Source organism: Kribbella sp. NPDC026596 (genome assembly GCF_040638415.1).
GTDB lineage: Bacteria > Actinomycetota > Actinomycetes > Propionibacteriales > Kribbellaceae > Kribbella.
This window is the reverse complement of the sequence record NZ_JBEZYF010000017.1, coordinates 1-24,047: the sequence shown is the minus strand read 5'-3', so window position 1 is coordinate 24,047 and position 24,047 is coordinate 1. Positions and strand designations below refer to the sequence as shown.

Below are 24,047 nucleotides of genomic sequence, written 5' to 3'. Positions count from 1 at the left end.
CCTATTGGCCACCGGTGAACGGCGGCTGTCCGTCCTGTGGAGCGGGGGAACCCGCAGGCGGGCCGCCGACCGGTGGCTGGCCCTGCCCCTGCTGATAGCCGGGGAACTGCTGCTGGCCCTGGTAGTTGCCCTGGTCTCCCGGCATCTGCGGGTGGATCTGACCCGACGACGGCGCGCCCGGCTGCATCTGCGGCGGCGCCTGCTCGCCCGCGACCGAACCGATCGTGCCGAACGAGACCTGCGGCACCGAGCGGACCTGCTCGTCCTTCACCTCGAAGTAGCCGGCCTTCTCGAACTTGAACGCCCCCGCGATGACGTTCGAGGGGAACGCCTCGATCCGGGTGTTGTAGTCGCCCACGTTGGCGTTGTAGAACCGGCGCCCGGCCGCGATCCGGTCCTCGGTGTCGGTCAGCTCGCGCTGCAGGCCGAGGAAGTTCTGGTTCGACTGGAGCTGCGGGTACGCCTCGACCGAGATCATCATCTGACGCAGCGCGCCGGACAGCTCACCCTCCGCGGTGGCCCGCTGCTCCGGGGTCGCGCCCTGCACGTTGACCGCCTGGGTGCGCAGCCGGGCGACCTCCTCGAACACGTGCCGCTCGTGCGCGGCGTACGCCCGGACGGTCTCGACCAGGTTCGGGATCAGGTCGTACCGGCGGTGCAGCTCGACGTCGATCTGCCGCCAGGACTCCTGGATCAGGTTCCGCTGCTTGACGAACCGGTTGTACGACGTGATCAGCGCGATGGCCAGAATCACGACCACCACCACGATCGCGATGATGACGAAAGTCATGTGCCTGCTCCCGAGTGTCGGTAATGCTGCCTGCGACTTTACGGGTAACCAGGTCCGCGCGGCGGTTGCTGCACACGGGGGTCGACACCGGCGTAGTCGCGCCAGACGTACGGCGGAACCTGCTCGACGACCTGCTGCAGCAGGGCGAGCCGGTTCATCACCTCGTTCGGATTGTGGGCGCCCTTGTCCCAGCCGACCAGCGAGTTGCCCTCGACCCGCCAGCCGATCTCGCCGCGGGCCAGCAGGAGCTCCATCATCCGGGGCGTGACCACCGCGTGGCCGAAGCGCTCGTCGTCCGCCTTCACCCGGAACGCACGATTGAACTGCTCGCTCTCGAACTGGATGTCCCGGAACCCGAAGGCGTTCGCCACCGCGCCGCCGAAGATCCCCTCGTGGGTGACCTCCAGGTGCGGCAGCGCGCCCGGCAACTGCAGCACGACCACGCCGAACTTGTGGGTGGTCGTCGTACGACGACCCTTCGAGTCGGTCGAATGGGTCTGGTAGCTGTAGTCGAAGGCAACCATCTGGTGGCCGTTGAACGCGCCGGAGAGCACGTTCAGGACCCGCCAGTTGTCACCGGTCTGGAACGGCGTACCCGACCACTGGCCGGCCAGCGTGTTGTTCGACGGCAGGTACGACCAGCCCTGTTGGGCGGCGAACCCGGCGAACAGCTCGCGCCGCTTCTTCGCCTGCAGATAGCTGAAGTAGAAGATGCCGCCGCCGATCAGGACGGCGACGAGGACGAACAGGACGGGGCCGGCGTTCATCAGCCGAGGCCCAGGTCCTCGAGTCCGAACACCGTCCGGTACTCCAGGCCCTCCGACTCCACCTTCTCGCGCGCGCCGGTCGAGCGGTCCACGATCACCGCGACCGCGACCACCTCGGCGCCGGCCTCGCGCAGCGCCTCGACCGCGGTCAGCACCGACCCGCCGGTGGTCGACGTGTCCTCGACCGCGAGCACCCGGCGGCCCTTCACGTCCGGACCCTCGATCCGCCGCTGCAGGCCGTGGGTCTTCTCGGCCTTGCGTACGACGAACGCGTCGAGCGACCGTCCTTCCTGCGCGGCCGCGTGCAGCATCGACATCGCGACCGGGTCCGCGCCGAGGGTCAGTCCACCGACAGCGTCGTACTCGAGGTCCTTGGTCAGCTCGAGCATCGCCGGGCCGATCAGCGGCGCCGCGGCCGCGTCCAGCGTGATCCGGCGCAGGTCGACGTAGTAGTCGGCTTCCTTCCCCGACGCCAGCGTCACCCGGCCATGCACGATGGCCTTGGTCTTGACCTGCTCCAGCAGTCCGTCCCGGTCATAGCTCATGAGCGTTGAGCTTAGAACAAGGGCCAGCTCAGGACTTCTTGCTAACCCTCACCAGGTGACCGAAGGCGACGGAACGGTCCGGGGAGTGGAACAGGTCCTGGCAGGTGGTCAGGGTGATCGTCGACTTGGCGGGAGTCTCGCGGGGGTTGCCGGGGACGGGGTCGAGCACCCAGGTGTCGGTGGGCTTGACGGTCAGGTCGCGGGGTGAACCGTAGAGCTCGTAGGTGTAGACGGCGTCCGCGGTCTCGACGAGTTGCGTCTGTGGGTAGTGCCCGATCCCCCGCGACAGGTCGTCCTTGCCGCCCCACCCACCCGAGCAGCCCCAGTCCCGCCACCAGCAGAACGATCCCCAGTCCCCGTGCCGCTCCTCGCATGCGGAGAGGGTATGTCTGCCGATCCCACGCCGTAGCGAGCTACCGTGCCGAGTGCCGCGCAGTAGGCGTGGGATCGGGAGACATGCCCTGGTGTGCAGTTCAACTGCAAAGGCTGTGCACGACGTGTCGATGGACGCCGGTGGTTGCCCGGGACGACGATGTGGACGATCGTCGAAGGTGGAGGTGTGCCGTGAAGGCACTGGTGAAGGCCGAGGCCGAGCCCGGTCTGTGGTTGCAGGACGTTCCGGAGCCGAAGATCGAGGCCGACGAGGTCCTGATCAAGGTGCTCCGGACGGGGTTGTGCGGCACCGACCTGCACATCCAGAGCTGGGACCACTGGGCTCAGAAGAACGTGCCGGTGCCGATGGTGACCGGTCACGAGTTCTGCGGTGAGGTGGTCGAGATCGGCGTCGGTGTCCGCGACGTCGCGGTGGGTGACCTGGTCAGCGGCGAGGGCCACCTGGTCTGCGGCCGCTGCCGCAACTGCCGCGCCGGCCGCCGGCACCTCTGCATCAAGACCCGCGGCCTGGGTGTCCACGTGCCGGGCGCGTTCGCGGAGTACGTCGCTCTGCCCGCGAGCAACGCGTGGGTCCACAAGGACCCGGTCGACCTGGATGTCGCCGCGATCTTCGACCCGTTCGGCAACGCCGTACACACGGCTCTGTCGTTCCCGCTGGTCGGCGAGGACGTGCTGATCACCGGGGCCGGGCCGATCGGCGTGATGGCCGCGGCGGTGGCGCTGCACGCCGGTGCGCGGAACGTGGTGATTACGGACCTGTCGGAGTACCGGCTCGACCTGGCCCGCAAGATCGGCGTCACCCGGGCGGTCAACGTCGCCGACGAGTCGATCGCTCAGGCGCAGCAGAGTCTCGGCATGCGCGAGGGGTTCGACGTCGGCATGGAGATGTCCGGCCAGCCGGCCGCGCTGCGGGACATGCTCGCGAACATGACGCACGGCGGGAAGGTCGCGATGCTCGGCCTGCCCGCGGACGAGATCGCGATCGACTGGAGCACGGTGGTGCTCAACATGCTGACGATCAAGGGCATCTACGGCCGGGAGATGTTCGAGACCTGGTACTCGATGTCGGTGATGCTGGAACGCGGCCTGGACCTGACGCCGGTGATCACCCACCGGTTCGGGTACGGCGACTTCGAGCGCGCATTCGACGTGGCCCGGCAGGGGCACTGCGGCAAGGTGATCATGGACTGGACGACGGAATCCCTGGAGGAGAAGCACTGATGTTCGGGCGGATGCGGGACGACCTGACGGCGACCATCGGCGAGATCCGGGACGCCGGGCTGTACAAGTCCGAGCGGGTGATCACCTCACCCCAGCAGTCCTTGATCTCCGTTGCCTCCGGCAACGAGGTGCTGAACTTCTGCGCGAACAACTACCTCGGCCTGGCCGACCATCCTGAGGTCATCGCGGCCGCTCGGGACGCTCTCGACCGGTGGGGTTTCGGGATGGCGTCCGTACGCTTCATCTGTGGGACGCAGCAGGTCCACAAGGACCTGGAAGGTGCGCTGAGCAACTTCCTCGGCACCGAGGACACGATCCTCTACAGCTCCTGCTTCGACGCGAACGGCGGCCTGTTCGAGACCCTGCTCGGCGCCGAGGACGCGATCATCTCCGACGAGCTCAACCACGCCAGCATCATCGACGGCGTCCGGCTGTCGAAGGCTCGCCGCTTCCGCTACAAGAACCGTGACATGGCGGATCTGGAGGCCCAGCTCAAGGACGCCGCCGACGCCCGCTACCGGCTGATCGCCACCGACGGCGTCTTCTCGATGGACGGGTACGTCGCTCCCCTCGACGAGATCTGCGACCTGGCCGAGCGGTACGACGCCCTCGTCATGGTCGACGACTCCCACGCGGTCGGCTTCGTCGGCGCGGACGGAGCTGGTACGCCGTCGCTGTTCGGCGTGAAGGACCGCGTCGACGTGGTGACCGGCACCCTCGGCAAGGCGCTCGGCGGCGCGTCCGGCGGTTACGCCTCCGGCCGCCGTGAGATCGTCGAGCTGCTCCGCCAGCGCTCCCGCCCGTACCTCTTCTCGAACTCCCTGGCCCCGTCCGTCACCGCGGCCTCCCTGAAGGCGCTCGAACTCATCGGCGGCTCCAGCGACCTCCGCGACAAGCTCAAGGCCAACACCACCCTCTTCCGCACGAAGATGACCGAAGCCGGCTTCGACGTCCTCCCCGGCGACCACCCGATCTCCCCGGTCATGATCGGCGACGCCGCCGCAGCCGGCCGCCTCGCCGACAAACTCCTCGACCTCGGCATCTACGTCATCGGCTTCTCCTACCCCGTAGTCCCCCACGGCAAGGCCCGAATCCGAGTCCAACTCTCCGCCGCCCACTCCACCTCCGACGTCGAACGCGCCATAGCCGCCTTCATCGAAGCCCGCGCCGCGCTCGCGGGGTAGCCGGCGTCAGTCGGTTGGGGGTGGTGGGGCGAGGGTTTGCTCTAGTTGGGTGGCTACTGCGTCCAGGTTCTGCGGCATCGTGGCCGGGGTGCTGGATGCCAGGAGGTTTTGGATGTCGGCTCGGGCTGTTCGTACGGCGTCTCGGAGGGTGCGGGCCCGGGTTGCGGTGGCTTCGTCTGGTGCCGACGATTCGAGAGCGGTCAGGCTGTCCTCGGCGGCGATGACTCGGCTCTCGGCGACGTTCCAGCCGCCGGCTGCCTCTGCGGGCGAAGTCTGCTGGCGGAGCTGCGGGATGAGTACGCGCGCGAACCACGCCACCTCGTCTTCCGCGGAGGCGAGGTTGTCCCGCCATGTCCGGCGGCGGCGCGCTCTGACAAGGAGCGGCACACCTACGGCTAGTGCGAGCACTATCGCCAACAGCACCCACCACAACCAGGAAGACGTTCCGTCCGTCTCGGCCGAGGAGGGCTGTACCGACGGCGAGGTCGTCGGGGATAGCGGCGCCGTGGGCGTTGTCTGGGTCGGCGCGGTGGTCTGCGTCTCCGTAGGCGAGGTGGGCTCCGTGGGTTCGGATGACTTGGTGTCGGTTGGCTCGGCTGTTGTCTGGGTCGGCTCCGCGCGTACCGATGATTGGGTGGGGCTTGGTACGGCCACGGGCTGGGACGAGTTCTCCGATCTGGTCGGGCTTGGTTCGGCCTCGGGCTCGGAAGGGTTCTCCGAGCGTTCGGGCGAGCGGGTCGGGCTTGGTTCGGCCTCAGACTCGGATGAGGACGAGCTCTCCGGGCGCTCGGGCGACCGGGTCGGGTTCGGGAGCGACGCCGTCAGGGACGGCAGCGAGGATGGCGTGCGCGTCGACGATGGAGACGGCCGGTCAATGGACCCGGACTCTCCGCAGGAGACGAGGAGCACTACTGCCAGTGCCAGACCAGCGGCACGCACCATCCGGGGCACCGGGGCGGACCCCGCTCTCCTGGTCACCCGCTCACGCGCCCTACGTGCCGGCATCACTGTCGACGTTGCTCGCGGCTCGGGCGTCGTGTTCGATCTCGGCGGTATCGGCCTTCAGTTCCTTGGCCTCGGTCTTCTTCGCACGGCGCATCGCCTGCTCGATCTTGGCGCCCATGTCGGCCACTCCGACGACCACGAGTCCCACTTGGCCGGCGTCCAGGTGCTCACCGAGCTCTTTCAGGTCGCCACGGCTCATCCCCATCGCGGCATGTCCCGTGACCGCGCCCAGGACCGCTCCGCCGGCAGTCGTGGCCGCGAGCAGCCCGCCGCCGATCGCGGCGAACGGGAACAGCGCGACGACCAGGCCGGTGGCCAGGCCCACACCGCCACCAAGCACGCCTCCCACCCGCGTCGGCGTCTCATGCTTGTGGGCGATCTTGACCTTCCCGTCGTCGCGGTGCTCGACAACAGCCGCGTCGTAGGCATCGATCAGTCCGGCTTTGGTGTGCAGTTCTTTGACCACCGCGTAGTCTGCCTCCGCGTCGGCCAACTCGTCGTACACCCCGACGTAGACGATAAAGGTGTCGATGGCCATTTCAAGTTCCCCTCGTCCTCGCTGCTTGTCAGGACGAACATCGCACCTTCAGCCCCTCCTCGGATTCATCCACCCGGGGCGATATTCGGACGCCCGGGCTAGGGTGAGCCGTTTCGGTCTGGGTGAGGGAGAATCGTGCGTCAAGTGCTGTCGGTTGTTGGTGTCGTCGGGTTGCTGGGTGTCGCCGGGTGTGGTGGGGGTGAAGAGCAGCCGGTTGATGCCGCACCATCGAGTACGGCGCTGTCGCCGAGCAGCACCCCCGCCCCGGTGCGGAGTGTTCCGGTGGTGAGGGCTACGCCGGTGCCGATGAGTCTGGCTGCCGCGGGTCAGCGGTACCTGCAGGTGACCCGGCCGTACAACGTCGCCCTCGAACGCTTCGAGAAGGCCGCCAACAACGGCTCGTCGGCCGCCACCCTGCGAGCGCGGGCCCGGGCGGTAGCCGCGGCCAACCTCGCCGAGTCCAAGCAACTCCTGGCCAATACCTGGCCGCCGAAGGTCGCCCAGCAGATCCGAACCTTGGCCCAGGCCGACACCGCCGCGCGCCCGCACTGGCTGAAGGCCGCCGAGGCGGACAACCTCACGGAGATGGCTAGCCACGTGAAGCTCGCCTCGGCGGAGAGCGGCAAGTCGCCCGCCGCCGAGATCCGCCGCCTCCTCAACCTGCCGAAGTACGACGAGAAGGACTACAGCTGACTTTGTCGGAGCCGCCGGGCAGGATGCCTGCATGGTGGTGATCAGTGGGCGGGCGGTCAATCGGGCGACGCTGGCGCGGCAGTTGCTGCTGGAGCGGGAGAGTGTGTCCGCGGTCGACGTGGTGGGGCGGCTGGTGGGGATGCAGGGGCAGGAGCCCAAGCATCCGTACGTCGGTTTGTGGTCGCGGATCGGTGGTTTCGAGGAGGCGGAGCTCGATCGGGCGGTGACTGATCGGGAGGTGGTGCGGGCGACGATGTTCCGCGGGACCTTGCATCTGGTGACATCCGCCGACTATCTGCGGTTTCGGACGACAGTGTCGCCGGTGCTCGAGGCGGGCTTGAAGGTGCTCGGGGATCGAGGGACCGGGCTGGAGCCTGCGAAGGTAGTCGCGGCGGCGAAGAAGCTGCTGGCGAAGGAGCCGTTGACGTTCACCGAGGTGCGGGATGCGTTGCAGAAGCAGTTCCCGGACGTGAACGAGCGGGCGCTCGGCTTCTGCACGCGGATGCTGGTGCCACTCGTGATGTACCCGACCGACGCCCGCTGGAGCTGGTCCGCGAACGCGCGCTTCACACCGGCGGAGGACTGGATCGGCGACAAGCTCCACACGCCCGCCGAGCCGCAGGAGCTGGTCACCAGGTACCTCGCCGCCTTTGGACCGGCCACTCCCGCGGATTTCCAGACCTGGTCCGGGCTGCAGAAGGCGAAGCCGTTGTTCGACGAGCTCGAGCTGGAGACCTTCACGGACGAGGCCGGCAAGACGTTGTACGACGTACCGGATGGGCCGCGGCCGGCCCCGGACACTCCGGCGCCCGTGAGATTTCTCCCCGAGTTCGACAACATCCTGCTCTCGCATGCGAAACGGGAGCGGATCATCGCGGACGAGCACAAGCCGGCCGTGTACACGAAGAACCTCCGGGTCAAAGCGACGTACACAGTCGACGGCTTGGTCGCCGGGCTGTGGACGGCCGAGAAGAAGCGCGGTGTGGCGACGCTCACCGTGGCGCCGTTCGGGCGAACTCTGAAGAAGACGCTGACCGAGCTGGAGCGTGAAGGGACCGCGCTGCTGCGGTTCCTGGAGCCAGATGCGAAAACCCATGAGGTGGTTACGGGGAGTTAATGAGGTTGTTGTCACACGTCGGATGACTGGGCCAGAGCCCTTCGGCCCGGTGGAATAGACAAATGAGCACAGTCCCCACCATCACTCTGGACAACGGCGTCGAGATCCCGCAGCTGGGCCTGGGGGTCTGGCAGATCGAGGACGAGATCGTCACCGACGTCGTCACGACCGCGTTCAAGGCCGGGTACCGGCACATCGACACCGCCGCTATCTACGGCAACGAGGCCGGCGTCGGGCGCGCGATCGCCGCGGCGGACCTGCCCCGTGACGAGCTATTCATCACCACCAAGCTGTGGAACAGCGACCAGGGCTTCGACAGCACGCTGAAGGCCTTCGACACGAGCCTCGAGCGGCTCGGCCTCGAGTACCTCGACCTGTACCTGATCCACTGGCAGTCGCTGCAGCGGGACAAGTACGTCGACACCTGGAAGGCGTTCGAGCAGCTGTACGCCGACAAGCGGGTCCGCGCGATCGGCGTCTCCAACTTCCACGAACCGGCGCTGCGGCGGCTGTTCGAGGAGACCACGATCCGCCCGGCGGTGAACCAGATCGAGCTGCACCCGGCGCTGCCGCAGGACGAGCTGCGCGCGTTCAACGCGGAGAACGACATCGTGACCCAGGCGTGGAGCCCGCTGGCGCAGGGCGAACTGCTCTCGCAGCCGGCCCTGAAGACGCTGGCCGACAAGCACGGCAAGACGCCGGCCCAGGTGGTCATCCGCTGGCACCTGCAGCTCGGCAACGTGGTGATCCCGAAGTCGAAGACCCCGAGCCGGATCCAGGAGAACTTCGCCGTCTTCGACTTCCAGCTCGACAACGACGACATGGCCACGATCGCCGACCTCGAAACCGGTATCCGCACCGGCGGCGACCCCGACATCTTCGGCTGACCCGCCCGCACCCATCCCGCCCGCCCGGCCCCACCCGCCGCGCCATCCCGCCGGCCCGGCCCCACCCCGCCGCGCCATCCGGCGAACCCTCCAACTCAGTGGGCAGCCCCTCAGCTGGAGGGTTGCCCACTGAGAATCTGAGGGGGCAACCCTCCAGGTCAGGGGGCAGGCTCAAGGAGTTCGAGGAAGCGGGCCAGGGCTGGGGAGCGGTTGTCCGGGGACCAGGCTACGGAGAGTTGCCAGGGTGGTAGGTCGTCGGACAACTCGCGGTAGACGACCGCTTCCGGGTTGGTCAGCGGGGTCGGGCTGATCAGCAGCGAGACTCCGAGGCCGGCGGCGACGAGCGACACGATCGTCTGTACGTCGGCCGCCTCCTGCTCGATCCGCGGTATGAACCCGGCCGCCCGGCAGAACCCGACGATCGTGTCGTGTACCGCGGGACCGCTGAGCCGCGAGTAGAAGACGAACGGCTCGTCCGCGAGCTCGACCAGCCGGATCCGCTTGCGCCGCGCCAGCCGATGCCGCGCCGGCAGCACCGCCACCAGCGGATCCGCCGAGACGGCCCGCGACGCCAGCCCCGGCGCGAGCTGTACGACGACCGTCCCGCCACCCGACGAGTCGTCCCCTCCACCACTCGCCGCCACCCGCTTCCCACCCCCTCCACCGCTCGCCGCCACCCGCTTCCCACCCCCTCCACCGCTCGCCGCCAGCCGCTTCCCACCTCTTCCTCCGGTCGAGGCGGGCGCGAGCCCGGTGATCGGATCCCGGCCACCGACCGTCGCCGGAGCGTTCGGCCGGAGCAGGCCGACATCGATGCGGCCGTCCCGCAGCGCCTCGGTCTGTTGGAGGGTCGTCATCGTCTCCAGATCCAGGACCACGTCCGGATAGGCGTCGCGGAACGTACCCAGCAACCGCGGCAGTGCCTCATGGGTCGCGGACTGGACGAACCGCAGCCGCAGCGTGCCGAGCTCACCCCGCTGCGTTCGCTGCGCCGCGCGTACTGCCTCGTCGGAGCGCCGGAGCAGATCCTGCGCATCGGCCAGGAACGTCGCCCCGGCCGCGGTCAGCACGAACCGGCGGCGGACCCGGGCGAACAGTTCCACGCCGAGATCGTGCTCGAGCGCCGCGATCTGCCGGCTGAGCGACGGCTGGGTCAGATGCAGCCGGGTCGCCGCCCGGCCGACGTTGAGCTCCTCGGCCACCACCACGAACGATCTGAGCTGCCGTAGTTCCATACCAACGATCATGCACCACATGCATCAACTCTGCGAAGAACTTTCATTGGACGTATCACCGTGCCGGTTCTTACTGTCGAAGAGACGAAAGGAACTACCGTGCACTACGTCCCGTTCTCCGTGATCAAGTCGATCCACGAGCAGACTCACTCCGCCATGCCGAACGCACCGGTCCGGCCCTATGTCCCGCAGCGTCGTCCACTCCGCGCCGCCGTCCGACGCCTGCTGCAGCGGCAGGCACAACCCGCACCCGCCCCGCAGCCCGCACCGACGCCGGCATCGGCGCCGCGCGCTGCGCTGACACTGGTCGCCTCGGAGCTGTCCGCCGACCAGCTGTGCGAAGCTGAGGTCCGTGATCGAGGTACGACGCCTCCGGGTGTTGCGCGCGCTGGCTGACCACGGGACCGTGACGGCGGCCGCCGAGGTGCTGCATCTGACGCCCTCGGCGGTCTCCCAGCAACTGGCCGCCCTGGAATCCGAAGTCGGCCAGGAGTTGCTCGAACGCCGCGGCCGGCGGGTCGCGATCACCTCGGCCGGCCGCCTGCTCCTCGCCCACACCGACACGATCCTGACCGAGGTCGAACGCGCCGAAGACGCGATGCGCCTGCACGCGAACGGTGCGAACGGCGAGGTTCGCGTCACCGCCTTCGCGACCGCGATCAGCCTGCTCGTCGCCCCCACTCTGACCCGCCTCCGGGAAACCAACCCCGGCCTCGACCTCGTCGTCCGCGACGCGGAAGGCCATCAAGGCATCACCCAGCTGCTCGACGGCGACGCCGACATCGCGATCGCGGTCGAGCACCGCGGCTCACCCCGCGCCGACGACCAGCGCCTGATCCGGATCCCCTTGTACGCCGAGCCGTTCGTCGCCGTCCTCCCACCAACACACCCGGCAGCGGCCGACGACACCATCGAGCTCTCCCAGCTCGCGGCCGACGACTGGGTGATGACGGCTCCCGGCAACCCGATCCGGGACGTCGTACTGCTGGCGTGTGAGCAGGCCGGCTTCCAGCCACGCGTGGTCCATCAATCCGACGACTTCCGGGCCGTCGCCGCCCTGGTTGCGGCCGGCGGTGGTGTCTCGCTGGTCCCGCGCCTCGGCGTACCAACGCCGACTCTCGCGGTGATCCGCCCACTGCCCGAGCCGATCCCGACCCGACGCGTGTACGCCGCAATCCGCTCGAGCCGAGCCGATCACCCGCTGGTCTCCGCAACCCTCGCCGTACTCACCGAGGTCGCCGAGAAGCTGTAATCGGCCATCACGGTTGGTTCTCAGCGGGGAGCTGCTGCTGGGGAACGGCGACCCGTACCACGGCGGCCGTGTCCACCGGCGGCTTGATCGTCCCGCGGCCGACCCAGTCGGTGATGTTGTTGACCATGATCGTCACGACCTGCTGTGAGGCCGCCGACGGTGTGGGGATGTTCCAGTTGGACGGGCAGCGGCGTACCAGGAAGCAGCCGTAGGCGAAGGTGGAGCCGTTGAACACCCGGGCTCCCGATGGTGCGACGAACGCAGTCGCGTGCATCGGAGTCTCGCGGCCGTTCGTCCGGCAGATACCGGTGCCGCTGGCAACAATGGTCAGCCCTGGATGCCTGTACAAACCCGGCCAGACGAAGTCGACCTCGCCGGCGAGGAACCCTGGTACGGCGGTGCCGGCCGAGGTGCCCTGGAACAACCAGCCGCTTCCGGTAGTGAGGGTGTGGCCCAAGTCGGCGCAGAAGTACTCGGCACCAAGCAGCGGCTGCGACGCATAGGCATCACCCAGGTAGCGCCAGGTCGTCGAGTCGAAGCCGGCCGTGTACCGGTCGACGTCCCATGCCCGCCGACTGCTGTCCGTGAACGCAATTCGCCGGTACGCCGCGTTCGCTCCGAGACTGGCCACGTTCACGCCTCGCGTGATCGCCTGGCTCAGCGCCGCCCGCATAGGCAGCGAGTAGTACTCGTCGTGCCCCGGCAAGAAGATCGTCCCAGCCCGCAACGGCAACTGGCCACCGAACTCGTCGAGGTCGTTGTCGGTCCAATAGGTGACGTCCAACCCCATGGATTCGGCCCAGAAAACCAGCCCCTGCTCCAGAGGCAGGAACTGACCGGACCCCTGCCCCTCGTTGTACGGACGATCGAAGGTCAGGCGGCCCGATCCGGTGTCCAAACTGGTGTAGAAGCTCACGCCGCCGTACTTGTTGTACGCCTCCCACGTCGTGTTCGCCTGCTGGATCAGCAGATCGTGCTTGGTCCCCGTGTCGTCCCGGACCGTCAGCGGAGCGTACGACGCAAACCGGCCGTCGCTGACCCGGATGAGATACGTTCCGGGCACCCAGTCGCTCGTCACCGGAATGCTCAACGTCTTCGACCACGACGCGGCCGACGTCATCTGCAGCGGGTGACCGTTGGCCGTACCACCGGTTGTCGGGGCGGGTTGCACCACGGTCGGCGCGTTGTCCTGGCGCCACACTTCACGCGCTCCGAGGCCGGCGTAGTACCCCATCCGGTAGGCCACCACGCTGACCGGATTGCCGGACGTCACCTTGATATCCACGGTGTCACCGCAGCTCGCCGAAACCTCCGTGAGGTACGCCGCCAGCGTCCCGTTCATACTGTCCGGAATGACCCACGCACCGGTGCCCGCCTTTGCGTTCTCGGCGGTCGTCGTCGGCCAGGCGGACGGGCAACCTGCCGGAACCGGGCGGAACGGGGCGACTGCCACCGCCGGCATCGGTGCGGGTGGCGCGATCAGGGCCAAGGTTCCCGAGCCGGACATCATCAGGCCGCCGGTCGAGCTCGTGGCCGAGACCGCCAGCGTGAAGACGCCGCCGTACTTCGACAACACCGCTCCGTAGATCGGGATCGCCAGTCGCGCTCCGGCCGCATAGCTCCGCAGAGTAAAGGCCTTCCAGGTCGCGTAGCCACCCGAGGTCGTCAGCGTCCCGTTGACGCTGGTGACAGCCCCCGAGGTGCCGGCCGGCAGCTGCATCCGAACGGCAGAAAGGATCCCCGGGCTCGTGAGTGTGCCGTAGTAAGACAGCGTGGTCTTCTGCCCCGGGATCGGGTTGCTCGCGGTGATGGCCACGTTCGGAGAGATCGTCACCGGCCGGGTCAGTGTTCCGGTACCGGACGAGAGCACCGCACCCGTGGTACCGGTCGCCTTGAAACTCAGCGTCCACGGTCCACCGCTCGGCAGCCGGAGGCCGTAGAACGGGATCACGAAACGGGTGCCTACGGCAACATTTATCGTCTTGGTCGGTGTCCACCGCAGGACGCCGGGCGAGACGGTGCGGACCGTGCCGTTCACGGAGGTGACTATCCCGGTGGAACCCGTCGGGATCGTGACGACGATGTCGCGCACGGTTCCCGCTGCGGTCGCGGAGGCTCGGTACGTCACTGTGGTGGTGCCATTCGAGCCCGCGGTCCCCGTGATCGTGACGTTGGCCACGACCGCCGACGCCGGTCCGGCGGCAACTGTCAAACTTGCTGACGCCAGCAGGACTGCCACGGCCACCGCGGTCCAGCTCCGCCGAACCGACGAGAATCTCCTGCCCATCCGGCGTCGTACGGCGTCGCTGATGTCCATGGTGCCTCCCCCTGCCTCCACGGAGGAATGCACGCCCGGATCCGTCAATCCCCCGCTCGCACTCCTCCGCTCACCCGGGAGGCCCCTTCAAGTGCGAACTAGCAGCAGGATCGCACAAAGTCAGCAATGTCCCTAGGGACTCATAGCCACGCCTACGCCGAGCAGCACAGGCGTCGCGTTCGGTGGAGGAATTAGTTGGCTATGCAACGGTCTCTAGTTGGCTATACCAACGGCCTTCCGAACGACCGCCGCGTCGTCGATCGCGCTGGCCAAGACTCGCTACGAGTCGCTTCGGCCAGTCAGGCGCGGCGCCGACCACCGTCCAGGCCCACGGTCGACACCCGTGCGATCAGTGCGCGCGGGGTGTAGCGGGCGGCGGCGACGATGAGTTTGTAGCGGCGGGTTGGGATCGAGATCGCCTTGCCGCGCATCAGGTCCTTCCAGGCGGCGTCGACCAGGTCGCCCGCGTCCAGCCACAGGAACGACGGGATGAGCGACTTGTCCATCCCCATCCGCTCGTGGAACTCGGTGTGCACGAACCCCGGGCACAACGCCATCACGGCAACGCCCTTGGAGTGCAGCTCGACCGCCAGCCCGGCCGAGAAGTTCGTCACCCAGGCCTTGTGCGCGCTGTAGACGTTGCGCTGCAGGAACCCGGCCACCGACGACACGTTGATCACCGCGCCCGACCCGCGCTCGATCATCGGGAGTACGGCGGCGTGCGTGAGCCGCAGTACGACGCGGACCAGCAGATCGAGCTGGTTCTCCTCGGCCTCGATCGTGTTCGCCCAGAAGGGCTTCTTCTGCCCGAAGGCGGCGTTGTTCACCAGCACCTCGACCGGCCCGGTCCGGAACCGTTCCTCCACCCGGGCCAGGTCGTCCGCGTCGGTCAGGTCCGCGGCCAGCACCTCGCACGCGACACCGTGCAGGCGGGAGATGTCGGTCGCGACCTCCTTCAGCCGCGCCTCGTCCCGCGACACCAGCACCAGGTCGTACCCCTCCAGCGCCAGCTTGTCCGCGAACGCTCGGCCGATTCCGCTCGCCGGCCCGGTGATGAGCGCAGTCGCCACGTGTCAGTCCTCCCGTCGGTGACTCACCCCAGTCTGTCACTACTCTGGTCTGGTGCTCACGGACATCGACACCTGGGTGCTTGACCTCGACAACACGCTGTACCCACCCGGCTCCGCCTTGGCCGGCCAACTCACCCACGGCATCCTCTCGACGATCGCCGAGTACTACGACACCGATGTCGCCGGCGCTCGCCAGATCCAGGCCGAACTGGTCGCGCAGTACGGCACGTCGCTGCGGGGAGCGATGGTGACCGGCACCATCGATCCGCACGACTTCCTCAGCTTCGAGCGCCGGATCGACTACTCGGTGATCGCCCCGGACCCGACGCTCGCCACCGCGCTCACCGCACTGCCCGGCCGCCGCTACGTGTATACGAACGGGTCGGCGTACCACGCGGAGCAGGCGCTCGGGCAGCTCGGCCTGACCGCCTGCTTCGACGGCATCTTCGACATCCTCGCCGGCGAGCTGATCCCGAAGCCGTACGCGGAGAGCTTGGACGCGTTCCTGAATCTCTTCGGTATCGAACCCACCCGGGCAGCCATGTTCGACGACCTCGAAGTCAACCTCACCCTCCCACGGGAGCGCGGGATGGCCACGATCCTGGTCGACGGCAGCGGTACGCCGTACGAACAGCTCGACCGGCGGCACTGGCGGGTGCGAGATCTGCCGGCCTTCCTGCAATTGATGGTTGGGGACTGACGTCTGAGGAATTGGTCGAGAGTTCGTGGCGTCTTCGCGATCAGTAGGCGAGAACGACCAGAATGTGACGGCAAATGGTCTGAGGACTTACCCTTCACGGGGGACATCGAGGAGGGTGGCGAATGGCAGCTACGGACAAGGCACTGGCCGGCCTGCGACAGATGATCGCGTCCGGCGAGCTCGGCCCGGGGGCCAAGTTCCCGCCGGAGCCCGAGCTGTGCGACCACCTCGGCGTCTCCCGCAGCTCGTTGCGCGAGGCGGCCCGGTCGCTGGCCGCGCTCGGCGTGATCGAGTCGCGGCACGGCTCGGGTACGTACGTCTCCGCGCTGGACCCGGCCGAGATCATCAGCCGGTTCTCGCTGTCGGTCGAGCTGATCCCGCTCGAGGGAGTGCTCGAGCTCCTCGAGGTCCGCCGGGTGCTCGAGTCCCACGCCACCGCCGCGGCCACGGCCCGCCAGGACCCCGAGCTGCAGGCACGACTGAGCGACATCCTCGACCGCCTCGAGGCGACCACCGACGCGACCGAGATCCAGCAGCTCGACGCCGAGTTCCACGGCGCGATCTGTACGGCGGGCGGCAACCCGACCGTCACCGCGCTGACCGGCGTGATCCGCGGCCGGGGCGGTCACTACCGCATCTTCGAACCCGGGGCGGACTTCGACGCGATCAAGCGAACCAGCGACCGCGGCCACCGCGCCATCCTCGACGCCATCGCCACCCGCGACCCCGCGGCCGCCGCCACCGCGGCCTCCGCCCACATCGCCCAGACCGAACTCTGGCTCCGAGCCATCCGCCCCGAACCCCAGGTAGAACTACCCCTCGAGTAGCAAGAATTTTCTTCTTCTTGTCGAGATCTTGCGGTGAGTTGGTTGGATGCATAACCTCCAGACACGTTCGTCCGGAGGGGATCCGCCAATGTCCCGATCACACCTGCGCCTGACCGCGGTCGCACTCTCGACTGCCCTGTTCGGCAGCCTGCTCATCAGCCCCGCGTCAGCTCACCCGGCCCCGCGGATCACCCGCGCCGGCCTCGATCCCGCGCTCGTCGCCGGACGTGGAGCCGACGTCCCGTTCGTCGAGCAGGAGGCCGAGAACGCCTCCTTCACCGGCGAGAAGCTCGGCCCGAGCCGGGAGGCCTACACGCTCCCCGCCGAGGCTTCCGGGCGGACCGCCGTACGTCTGCAGCCCAAGCAGTACGTCGAATTCACGCTGACCCGAGCCACCAACGCACTGACGCTTCGCTACAGCATTCCGGATGCGCCGGGCGGTGGTGGGATCACGGCGCCGCTGGACGTCACGGTGAACGGCAAGCACAAGCAGACGATGACGTTGACGTCGCAGTACGCCTGGCTCTACGGCATGTATCCGTTCTCCAACGACCCGAACGCCGACCCGATCCCGGGCTGGTGGAAGCCCGAGCCGGACCCGGTCGCAAAGCCGTTCCGGCCGAACCACTTCTACGACGAGCAGCGCGTGCTGCTCGACCACACGTACAAGGCCGGCGATCGCGTCCGGTTCGCCGTACCGCGCAACTCGGCGGCGGCTTGGACCGTCCTCGATGTCGCCGACTTCGAGCTCGTCAACGCACCGATCCGGCAGCCCGCCCGGTCGCTCGACGTCCGGCTCTTCGGCGCTGACCCGACCGGCCGGCGCGACGCGGCGCCCGCGATCGAGCGCACCATCGCGGCGGCGCAGAAGCTCGGCTGGTCGGTCTTCATTCCGGCCGGCACCTTCCAGGTCAACCGGCACATCATTGTCGACAAGGTGACGATCCGCGGCGCCGGCAACTGGTGGACGATCATCAAGGGCAAAGTGCTCCCGCTCCCTGAACCCGCACCAGACAAGTCCGTGCACAGTGCTCCCGGCTTCTATGGCAAGTACGCCGCCGACGGCGGAAGCACCCGGGTTCACCTGGCCGACTTCGCGATCGAGAGCGACGTACGCGAACGGATCGACACCGATCAGGTGAACGGGATCGGTGGCGCGATCGGTGGCGGCTCGACGATCGAGAACCTCTACCTGCACCACACCAAGGTCGGGATCTGGCTGGACGGTCCGATGGACGGCCTGCTGATCCGCAACAACGTCATCACCGACGCGGTCGCCGACGGGATGAACCTGCACCTCGGCGTCTCGAACGTCCGCGCGACCAACAACTTCGTCCGCAACAGCGGCGACGACGGCCTCGCGATGTGGTCGGAGTCGAACCCTTCCGGCTCGGTGAACCACGACAACGTCTACGACCACAACACGGTCCAGACGCCCGTACTCGCGAACAACATCGCCATCTATGGCGGTCGCGACAACGCGGTCACGGACAACCTGGTCGCCGACCCGATCCGCGAGGGCAGCACGTTGCACGCCGGATCGCGGTTCAACGCGACGCCGTTCGAGGGAACGCTGACGTTCGCTCGCAACACCACCGTCCGTGGCGGTCCGCGGGATCTCAACTGGGACATCGGGCTCGGCGCGATCTGGCTGTACGCGTTGCAGTCCACGATGTCCGGGACGATCGAGATCACGGACAGCTCGTTCCTCGACTCGACGTACAACGCGATGATGTTCGTCGTCGACTGGCCGGTCAAGGACGACTACGCCATCACGAACGTTGCCGTGCGCAACATCAAGGTCGACGGGGCCGGGACGAACGTGGTCAACGCCCGGGTCGGCGGCTGGGCGACGTTCGAGAACGTCGACGCCCGCAATATCGGCGCTCCGTTCGTCAACAACTGCGGCACGTTCCACTTCAACGGGCCGCCGGAGTTCGACGTACGGCTGCTGGCCGGCAACGACGGCGGCTGGACCGGCGCGACGTGGTGCGAGGACCGCCCTGCCGTCGTACCGCCACCGCCGCCGTCACCCTGGAACTAAGGCGCGGACCGTCAGCCCATCACAATCGCCCGGTGCCGGCGCGCTCCCGCCTGAGCGGCCGCGGTTCCGGCGATTGTGATGGCGTGGCGGTCCGGAACGCCAGCACCAGAACGACCGCGCCGACCAGGACGATGACCCCGCCGACCAGCGCCGCGGTGTGCATGGCGTGGATGAAGGCGTCGTCCGCGGCCTTCACCAGGTCCGGGCGGCCCACCGTGCCCGCCACGTGCCGGGTCGCCTCGGCCGACGTACCGGCCGCGTCCCGGACGCCGGCCGGCAGACCGGCCAGCGAGGGCGCGATCCGATGCTGGTACGTCGACGAGACGATCGTGCCGAGAATGGCGACGCCGAGAACGCTGCCGACCTGGCGAAGGACGTTGTTGACCGCAGATCCGGCACCCATCCGATCGAGCGGCAGAGTCGCCATCACGGCGGCCGTGGTGGGCGCAGTGGTCATGCCGATCGACAGACCGACCAGCCCACCGACCACGCCGATCCACACCAGCGGGGTGTCGACGTCGTACAGCACGTTCAGCCCGGCACACACTGCGAGCGTGAAGACCGCCGTACCCGAGACCTTGGCCACTCCGAACCGGGCCGCCAGCCGGGCGCCCAACTGTGAGCCGACGATCACACCGGTTGCGGCAGGCAACGACATCAGGCCGGCCGACAACGCGCTCATCCCGCGCGCGCCCTGCAGGTAGAACGCGAGGTAGAAGCTCTGGCCGGTCAGGTTGAGGAAGACGACCGCCAGGGTGAAGTTGCCGGCCGCGAAGCGGCGGTTGCGGAACAGCCGCGGGTCGAAGCTCGGCTGCTGCTCGCGCCACTCGGAGAAGATGAACCCGGCGAGCAGGACCAGACCGCCGGCGATGCTCGCCCAGACCTGCCAGCGGTCCCAGCCGCCCTGGTGGCCGCCTTCGATCAGTCCGTACGAGAGACCGAGCAGGCCGAGGGTGGACAGGCCGAGGCCGAGCGGGTCGAGCCGGCGGCGCTGCGGGCTCCGGGGGTTCGGCAGGACGAGTGCGGCGCCGAGCAGGCCGAGCGCGACGATCGGCAGGTTGATGGTGAAGACCGATCCCCACCAGAAGTGGTCGATCAGCAGGCCGCCGAGCACCGGGCCGACGGCGACGCCGACGCCGGCCGACGAGCCCCAGATCGCGATCGCGCCGGCCCGGCGCTCGGGCGGGAAGGTCCAGCCGATGATCGCCATCGACGGCGGCATGATCAGCGCGCCGCCGAGGCCCATGGCCGCACGCGCCAGGATGAGCGCGACCGGGTCGGTGGCCCACGCGGCCCAGGCCGACGCGGCGCCGAAGATCAGCAGACCGAGCATGAGGATGGTCCGGTGGCCGTAGCGGTCACCGAGGGCCCCGGCCAGGAACAGCGCGGTGGCGAACAGCAGCGAATAGATGCCGACGGCCCACTGCAACTGGCCGGGCGTGGCGCCGAGCCCGTGCACCGGGTCGGCGAGGCGTTCGAGCGCGATCCCGAGGACGGTCGAGTCGATCCAGATCGGGACGGCCGAGACGACCAGGATCGCGAGGATGCGGCGTTGTTTGAGCGTGTCTGGTGGGGGGTCGATCGTGGACACGAAGTCTCCTATGATTGTCAGGACCCTGACGAGATTCACATCGTCCTAGATTGACAGGAACCTGTCAATCACCTTTTGGTCTTCCCGTGCCCGCGGGACCGGCAGAATGGGGAGCATGGAAGACGACGGCTGCGTGACTTTTCTCGTCCGGCACGCCTGGCTGAGCATGCGTTCGGCCCTCGCGGAGGCGCTCGACGAGCACGGGCTGTCGGTGCAGCAGTACGGGACACTGCTCTGCGTGCGGAAGGATCCGGGCCTGACCATCGCCGATGTCGGCCGCGTCGTCGGCACGACCCGTCAGTCGGCGAACGAGCTGATCACCGGAATGGAGCGAGCCGGCCTCGTCGAGCGGCAGCCGAACCCGAAGGACCGGCGTACCCAGCAGGTCCACCTGACCGCCGCCGGGGCGCGGCGGCTGGCCGAGGCGGCGCCCGCGATCCGCAAGCTCGAGGACGAACTCGAGGCGTCCTTCACCGCCGCCGACCGCAGCACAGCCCGCGCCTGGCTGACCCACATGGTGGACACGATCGAGGGCTGAGCACGCGGTCCTTGGCTGACGAGGCGAGTTAAGGTCGGGGGCATGCGCGCACACGCTGAGCGGTTGACCGGCCTCGGTACGACGATCTTCGCCGAGATGTCCGCCCTCGCGGTGGCGACCGGCTCGGTCAACCTCGGCCAGGGATTCCCCGACAAGGACGGGCCGGACTCACTGCTCGAGGACGCGATCGACGCGATCCGCGCCGGCGCGAACCAGTACCCGCCGGCCCGCGGCATCCCCGCGCTCCGGCAGGCGATCGTCGATCACCAGAAGCGGTTCTACGGTCTCTCGTACGACCCCGACACGCAGGTCCTGGTCACCACCGGCGCCACGGAAGCGGTCGCCGCCGCGCTGCTCGCGTTCGTCGAGCCCGGCGACGAGGTGATCGCCCTCGAGCCGTACTACGACTCGTACGCGGCCGGCATCGCCTTCGCCGGCGGCCGCCGTGTCCCGGTCACCTTGCGCGCCCCGTCGTACCGGCTCGACCTGGACGAGCTCCGGGCCGCGGTCACTCCGCGCACCAAGGTCCTGCTGATCAACTCGCCGCACAACCCGACCGGCACCGTCCTCACCGACGAGGAGCTCCGCGGGATCTGCGCCGTCGCGATCGAGCATGATCTGGTCGTCATCACCGACGAGGTCTACGAGCACCTGGTGTACGACGGACTCGAGCACCGGCCGCTCGCGTCGTACGACGGAATGGCGGAACGGACCCTGTCGATCAGCAGCGCCGGCAAGACGTTCGCGGTCACCGGCTGGAAGATCGGCTGGGTCACCGGATCGCCCGCCGTGGTGACGGCGGTGACCACCGCGAAGCAGTTCCTCACCTTCACCTCCGGCGCACCGTTCCAGCCCGCCGTCGCCCATGCGCTTGCCCTGGGCAACGACTACTTCGACGCCCTGCGCGCCGACCTGCAGTCGCGCCGCGACCTCCTCTGCGACGGCCTGGCCGACCTCGGCTTCGAGGTCCACCGCCCGCAAGGCACCTACTTCGTCACCACCGACATCCGCCCCCTCGGCCACACCGACGGCATCACCTTCTGCCGCCAACTCCCCGAACGCACCGGCGTAGTAGCCATCCCCCACCAAGTCTTCTACGACAACCAAGCCTTCGGCCGCCCCCTGGTCCGCTGGGCCTTCTGCAAACAACCCACAATCCTCCAAGAAGCGTTGACCCGCCTCCAAAAGCTCTGAGGCTGATCGCGAATGACAACCGGGGGCGCGGTGTGACAGACTGTCACCAGCTCGCGAGCGCTGCTCGACCGAGAAGTGAGGCTGGGAACCCCTCCGGATGGTGGGACCCAGCCTTCGCGCTTTCCTAGCGCACGACGACATCGTGCCGGGTGAGGATCTCGTCCATGGCGAGTACCCAGCCAGGTTCGCCCAAGGTGGCAGCCGTGACCGCCCCGGCAATCGCATCCGGGATCCAGAGCATCGGATCGTCCAACGGCCGGGCGAATCGGACAACCAGGCCGCTCGGCACCAGACCCTTTCGGCGGGCACTGTCCACCAGCCGTACGTCGCGCCGGTCCGGACCCGCGGATCGCGACTCCAGCCAGACATCGCCCACCCCGAACACGGCGAGCTCGTGCAGCAGGCGCTCGACACAGCATCCATGGATTGTGCAGGAGATCCGAGAGCGACCGCTGGCGCTGTCCACAGGTGTCGTGGGGCAGGTTGGGGCAGGACGGGGCAGTTTGTCAGGGGAGGAAGCGGGCGAGGGTTTCGGGGTCTCGGGGGATGGCTGTGGTTGTGTCGTCGGCGGTGAGGATGGGGCGTTGGATGAGGATGGGGTGGGTGATCATCGCGTTGATCCAGTCGGTGCGGTGGGCCTCGTCTCGGGGGAGGTCTCGGAGGGGTTTGGCTTCGGGTTCGTTGTGGCGGACCAGGTGCCAGGGGTCGAGGTCGAGGCGGGTGAGGACGGCTTCGAGTTCTTCGGCGGTGGGTGGGTCGTCGAGGTAGCGGCGGACGGTGTAGTCGACGCCGGCCTCGTCGAGGGCCTGGGTGGCGGCTCGGCATTTCGAGCAGGCGGGGTTGATCCAGATCTCCACGGGGTGGCCCTTCGGTCAGCGGCGGTGGAACCAGAGCTTGGTGGGTTGCTGGAGCATCAGGACCAGCAAGGTGGTGTGGATCGCCAGGCCGAGGATGCTGCCGGGCAGGGCCACCACGCCGCCGGCGATGCCCATCGCGGCGACACCGATGAGCAGGTAGCGGGCCCACGGGCGGCGTTTGCGCAGGAAGATCGCCGGCAGCGTGTAAACGACAGCACAGAACAGGGCCGCGGCCACCGCGACGCCCTGGTTGTCCTTGTCACCCGTGAGAACCTCGGCGACCTGCTCGCCCGCGGACGTCAGCGCGAGGCCGGCGAGCAGCACGCACAGCGCCCCGAGACCGAGCGCGATCATCGCGGCGATGGTGACCTGCTTCGGCGGATTCTCCTGGTAGCTGGACGTGTCCGCACCGTACAGACCGCCGTACGCACTCGGACGATCGCCGTACGGCGCTGAGCCGGGCGGCCGCGAGCCGGGCGACTGCGGACCGGCGGGACCAGGGACTGTCGGACCGGAGGCGGAACCGAATACGCCGCGGTACGGACCGGGCCTGTCCTCGGTCGAGTCGTCGCCGTGCTGCTCGGTCATGTGGTGAAGAGTTCCTTCCAGCTGCCCCCTGCCCCCGATCCTCCCAGATCAACCAAGCGTGACGGTGATATCGAGGTGCGGGAACACCAGGTACGGCTGCAGGTCCTCGGCGGTGAGAGGAGCGGCGGGCCTGAAGCGCACCGTCGTACCGGTGGTTCCATCCGAAGCGATCGCCTCGAGATCATTGACCGGGACGCCGTGTTCGTACCGCTGGGTCCAGGAGCCATTGAGGCGACGGTTCGTGTGCGTCAACGAAGCGCTGAGTGCCGCGACCACCGACATGCCCCGGCGCGGAAGACCATCTGGCAGCAGCGGGGCAGCCGGATCCTGGAAGAAACGGAGGTCCTCGGTCGCCATGATCGGCTTCTTCACGAGGTTGCCGTCCTCGTCGACGCGAGTGTCGGTCCCGCGGCCGTTGTCCGTGACCGAGATAGAGCCGTCAGCGTGGAGAGTGACCAGGCAACTCCCCCGCCGTCCCGCCGCCTCGGCCTCGTCGTCCGGGTAGGCGATGACCTCCAGCACGAGGTGCAGTACGCCGGGCGCGTAGACGTCGGCGTGATCGCGGATCTGCTGCAAGTGAGCGAGATCCACCGATCCGGCCCAGTCGTGCGTGGTGTTGACCCAGTCGGCCCGAGGTTGTGTCACCAAGCCATTCTCCCCGACAAGAAAGCCGGGCCCGGTTGAAGAAACCGGG

At 68.3% G+C, this 24,047-nt stretch carries 26 protein-coding genes; 12 read left to right on the top strand and 14 right to left on the bottom strand.

Annotation, left to right across the window (positions count from 1 at the left end):
- Position 1 precedes the first annotated feature (1 nt).
- From AB0E63_RS16365 to AB0E63_RS16350, 4 genes are read right to left on the bottom strand one after another with little or no spacing between them, the layout of a single operon-like run.
- Positions 2-790, bottom strand: a complete 789-nt coding sequence (locus AB0E63_RS16365) for a LemA family protein (protein ID WP_360366147.1) — start codon at positions 788-790, stop codon at positions 2-4.
- 38 nt (positions 791-828) lie between these two features.
- Positions 829-1,557: a DUF3137 domain-containing protein gene (locus AB0E63_RS16360; RefSeq protein ID WP_360366145.1), complete on the bottom strand. Its 729-nt coding sequence runs from the start codon at positions 1,555-1,557 to the stop codon at positions 829-831.
- Positions 1,557-2,102 carry an orotate phosphoribosyltransferase gene (gene pyrE / locus AB0E63_RS16355; protein WP_360366144.1) on the bottom strand — a complete coding sequence of 182 codons (546 nt, stop codon included), beginning with the start codon at positions 2,100-2,102 and terminating at the stop codon, positions 1,557-1,559. The genes AB0E63_RS16360 and pyrE overlap by 1 nt, the downstream gene beginning before the upstream one ends.
- A gap of 28 nt (positions 2,103-2,130) precedes the next feature.
- On the bottom strand, positions 2,131-2,676 hold the full coding sequence (locus AB0E63_RS16350) for a sortase (protein ID WP_360366142.1): 546 nt from the start codon (positions 2,674-2,676) through the stop codon (positions 2,131-2,133).
- Here AB0E63_RS16350 and tdh point away from each other — a divergent pair.
- Positions 2,667-3,716: an L-threonine 3-dehydrogenase gene (gene tdh, locus AB0E63_RS16345; RefSeq protein WP_360366140.1), complete on the top strand. Its 1,050-nt coding sequence runs from the start codon at positions 2,667-2,669 to the stop codon at positions 3,714-3,716. The genes AB0E63_RS16350 and tdh overlap by 10 nt on opposite strands.
- Complete coding sequence (locus AB0E63_RS16340) at positions 3,716-4,900, top strand: glycine C-acetyltransferase (protein WP_360366139.1); 1,185 nt, start codon at positions 3,716-3,718, stop codon at positions 4,898-4,900. Before tdh ends, AB0E63_RS16340 begins: the two co-directional genes overlap by 1 nt.
- A gap of 6 nt (positions 4,901-4,906) precedes the next feature.
- On the opposite strand, the gene AB0E63_RS16335 is transcribed toward AB0E63_RS16340, so the two are convergent.
- Both AB0E63_RS16335 and AB0E63_RS16330 read right to left on the bottom strand, forming a co-directional pair.
- Positions 4,907-5,323, bottom strand: a complete 417-nt coding sequence (locus tag AB0E63_RS16335; RefSeq protein ID WP_360366137.1) for a hypothetical protein — start codon at positions 5,321-5,323, stop codon at positions 4,907-4,909.
- 568 nt (positions 5,324-5,891) lie between these two features.
- On the bottom strand, positions 5,892-6,443 hold the full coding sequence (locus AB0E63_RS16330; RefSeq protein ID WP_360366135.1) for a hypothetical protein: 552 nt from the start codon (positions 6,441-6,443) through the stop codon (positions 5,892-5,894).
- Positions 6,444-6,578: 135 nt separating this feature from the next.
- On the opposite strand from AB0E63_RS16330, the gene AB0E63_RS16325 reads away from it, so the two are divergent.
- The 3 genes from AB0E63_RS16325 (at position 6,579) to AB0E63_RS16315 (ending at position 9,140) form a co-directional block, all read left to right on the top strand.
- A complete protein-coding gene (locus AB0E63_RS16325) occupies positions 6,579-7,136 on the top strand; it encodes a hypothetical protein (RefSeq protein ID WP_360366133.1) in 558 nt (185 codons plus the stop codon).
- A 31-nt stretch (positions 7,137-7,167) separates the two neighbouring features.
- Entirely contained in the window at positions 7,168-8,253 is a 1,086-nt protein-coding gene (locus AB0E63_RS16320) for a winged helix DNA-binding domain-containing protein (protein ID WP_360366131.1), read from the top strand.
- 62 nt (positions 8,254-8,315) lie between these two features.
- Complete coding sequence (locus AB0E63_RS16315; protein WP_360366129.1) at positions 8,316-9,140, top strand: aldo/keto reductase; 825 nt, start codon at positions 8,316-8,318, stop codon at positions 9,138-9,140.
- 158 nt (positions 9,141-9,298) lie between these two features.
- On the opposite strand, the gene AB0E63_RS16310 is transcribed toward AB0E63_RS16315, so the two are convergent.
- A complete protein-coding gene (locus tag AB0E63_RS16310; protein WP_360366127.1) occupies positions 9,299-10,375 on the bottom strand; it encodes a LysR substrate-binding domain-containing protein in 1,077 nt (358 codons plus the stop codon).
- Positions 10,376-10,474: 99 nt separating this feature from the next.
- Here AB0E63_RS16310 and AB0E63_RS16305 point away from each other — a divergent pair, with 99 nt between their 5' ends.
- Complete coding sequence (locus AB0E63_RS16305; protein ID WP_360366125.1) at positions 10,475-10,771, top strand: hypothetical protein; 297 nt, start codon at positions 10,475-10,477, stop codon at positions 10,769-10,771.
- A complete protein-coding gene (locus tag AB0E63_RS16300; protein ID WP_360366123.1) occupies positions 10,728-11,627 on the top strand; it encodes a LysR family transcriptional regulator in 900 nt (299 codons plus the stop codon). Before AB0E63_RS16305 ends, AB0E63_RS16300 begins: the two co-directional genes overlap by 44 nt.
- A gap of 7 nt (positions 11,628-11,634) precedes the next feature.
- On the opposite strand, the gene AB0E63_RS16295 is transcribed toward AB0E63_RS16300, so the two are convergent.
- On the bottom strand, positions 11,635-13,944 hold the full coding sequence (locus AB0E63_RS16295) for a N,N-dimethylformamidase beta subunit family domain-containing protein (RefSeq protein ID WP_360366119.1): 2,310 nt from the start codon (positions 13,942-13,944) through the stop codon (positions 11,635-11,637).
- 299 nt (positions 13,945-14,243) lie between these two features.
- Complete coding sequence (locus AB0E63_RS16290) at positions 14,244-15,014, bottom strand: SDR family oxidoreductase (RefSeq protein ID WP_360366117.1); 771 nt, start codon at positions 15,012-15,014, stop codon at positions 14,244-14,246.
- Positions 15,015-15,066: 52 nt separating this feature from the next.
- Between AB0E63_RS16290 and AB0E63_RS16285 the strand changes: the two genes are divergently transcribed.
- From AB0E63_RS16285 to AB0E63_RS16275, 3 genes are all read left to right on the top strand, one after another.
- On the top strand, positions 15,067-15,714 hold the full coding sequence (locus AB0E63_RS16285) for an HAD-IA family hydrolase (protein WP_360366115.1): 648 nt from the start codon (positions 15,067-15,069) through the stop codon (positions 15,712-15,714).
- Between the two features lie 122 nt (positions 15,715-15,836).
- Positions 15,837-16,541 carry an FCD domain-containing protein gene (locus AB0E63_RS16280; protein WP_360366113.1) on the top strand — a complete coding sequence of 235 codons (705 nt, stop codon included), beginning with the start codon at positions 15,837-15,839 and terminating at the stop codon, positions 16,539-16,541.
- An 88-nt stretch (positions 16,542-16,629) separates the two neighbouring features.
- A complete protein-coding gene (locus AB0E63_RS16275; protein ID WP_360366111.1) occupies positions 16,630-18,585 on the top strand; it encodes a glycosyl hydrolase family 28-related protein in 1,956 nt (651 codons plus the stop codon).
- Positions 18,586-18,604: 19 nt separating this feature from the next.
- Here AB0E63_RS16275 and AB0E63_RS16270 read toward each other — a convergent pair whose 3' ends face one another.
- Positions 18,605-20,176, bottom strand: a complete 1,572-nt coding sequence (locus tag AB0E63_RS16270; RefSeq protein ID WP_360366109.1) for an MFS transporter — start codon at positions 20,174-20,176, stop codon at positions 18,605-18,607.
- A gap of 115 nt (positions 20,177-20,291) precedes the next feature.
- On the opposite strand from AB0E63_RS16270, the gene AB0E63_RS16265 reads away from it, so the two are divergent.
- Positions 20,292-20,714 carry a MarR family transcriptional regulator gene (locus AB0E63_RS16265; RefSeq protein ID WP_360366107.1) on the top strand — a complete coding sequence of 141 codons (423 nt, stop codon included), beginning with the start codon at positions 20,292-20,294 and terminating at the stop codon, positions 20,712-20,714.
- A gap of 42 nt (positions 20,715-20,756) precedes the next feature.
- On the top strand, positions 20,757-21,908 hold the full coding sequence (locus AB0E63_RS16260; protein ID WP_360366105.1) for a pyridoxal phosphate-dependent aminotransferase: 1,152 nt from the start codon (positions 20,757-20,759) through the stop codon (positions 21,906-21,908).
- A gap of 124 nt (positions 21,909-22,032) precedes the next feature.
- Here the strand turns inward: AB0E63_RS16260 and AB0E63_RS16255 are convergent, their stop codons facing one another.
- The 4 genes from AB0E63_RS16255 to AB0E63_RS16240 form a co-directional block, all read right to left on the bottom strand.
- Positions 22,033-22,293, bottom strand: a complete 261-nt coding sequence (locus AB0E63_RS16255; RefSeq protein ID WP_360366103.1) for a hypothetical protein — start codon at positions 22,291-22,293, stop codon at positions 22,033-22,035.
- Positions 22,294-22,414: 121 nt separating this feature from the next.
- Positions 22,415-22,765 carry an ArsC/Spx/MgsR family protein gene (locus AB0E63_RS16250; protein WP_360366101.1) on the bottom strand — a complete coding sequence of 117 codons (351 nt, stop codon included), beginning with the start codon at positions 22,763-22,765 and terminating at the stop codon, positions 22,415-22,417.
- A gap of 15 nt (positions 22,766-22,780) precedes the next feature.
- Positions 22,781-23,353 carry a hypothetical protein gene (locus AB0E63_RS16245; RefSeq protein ID WP_360366099.1) on the bottom strand — a complete coding sequence of 191 codons (573 nt, stop codon included), beginning with the start codon at positions 23,351-23,353 and terminating at the stop codon, positions 22,781-22,783.
- A 48-nt stretch (positions 23,354-23,401) separates the two neighbouring features.
- Positions 23,402-23,998, bottom strand: coding sequence for a hypothetical protein (locus tag AB0E63_RS16240; protein WP_360366097.1), 597 nt, complete (start codon positions 23,996-23,998; stop codon positions 23,402-23,404).
- Between the last annotated feature and the right edge of the window lie 49 nt (positions 23,999-24,047).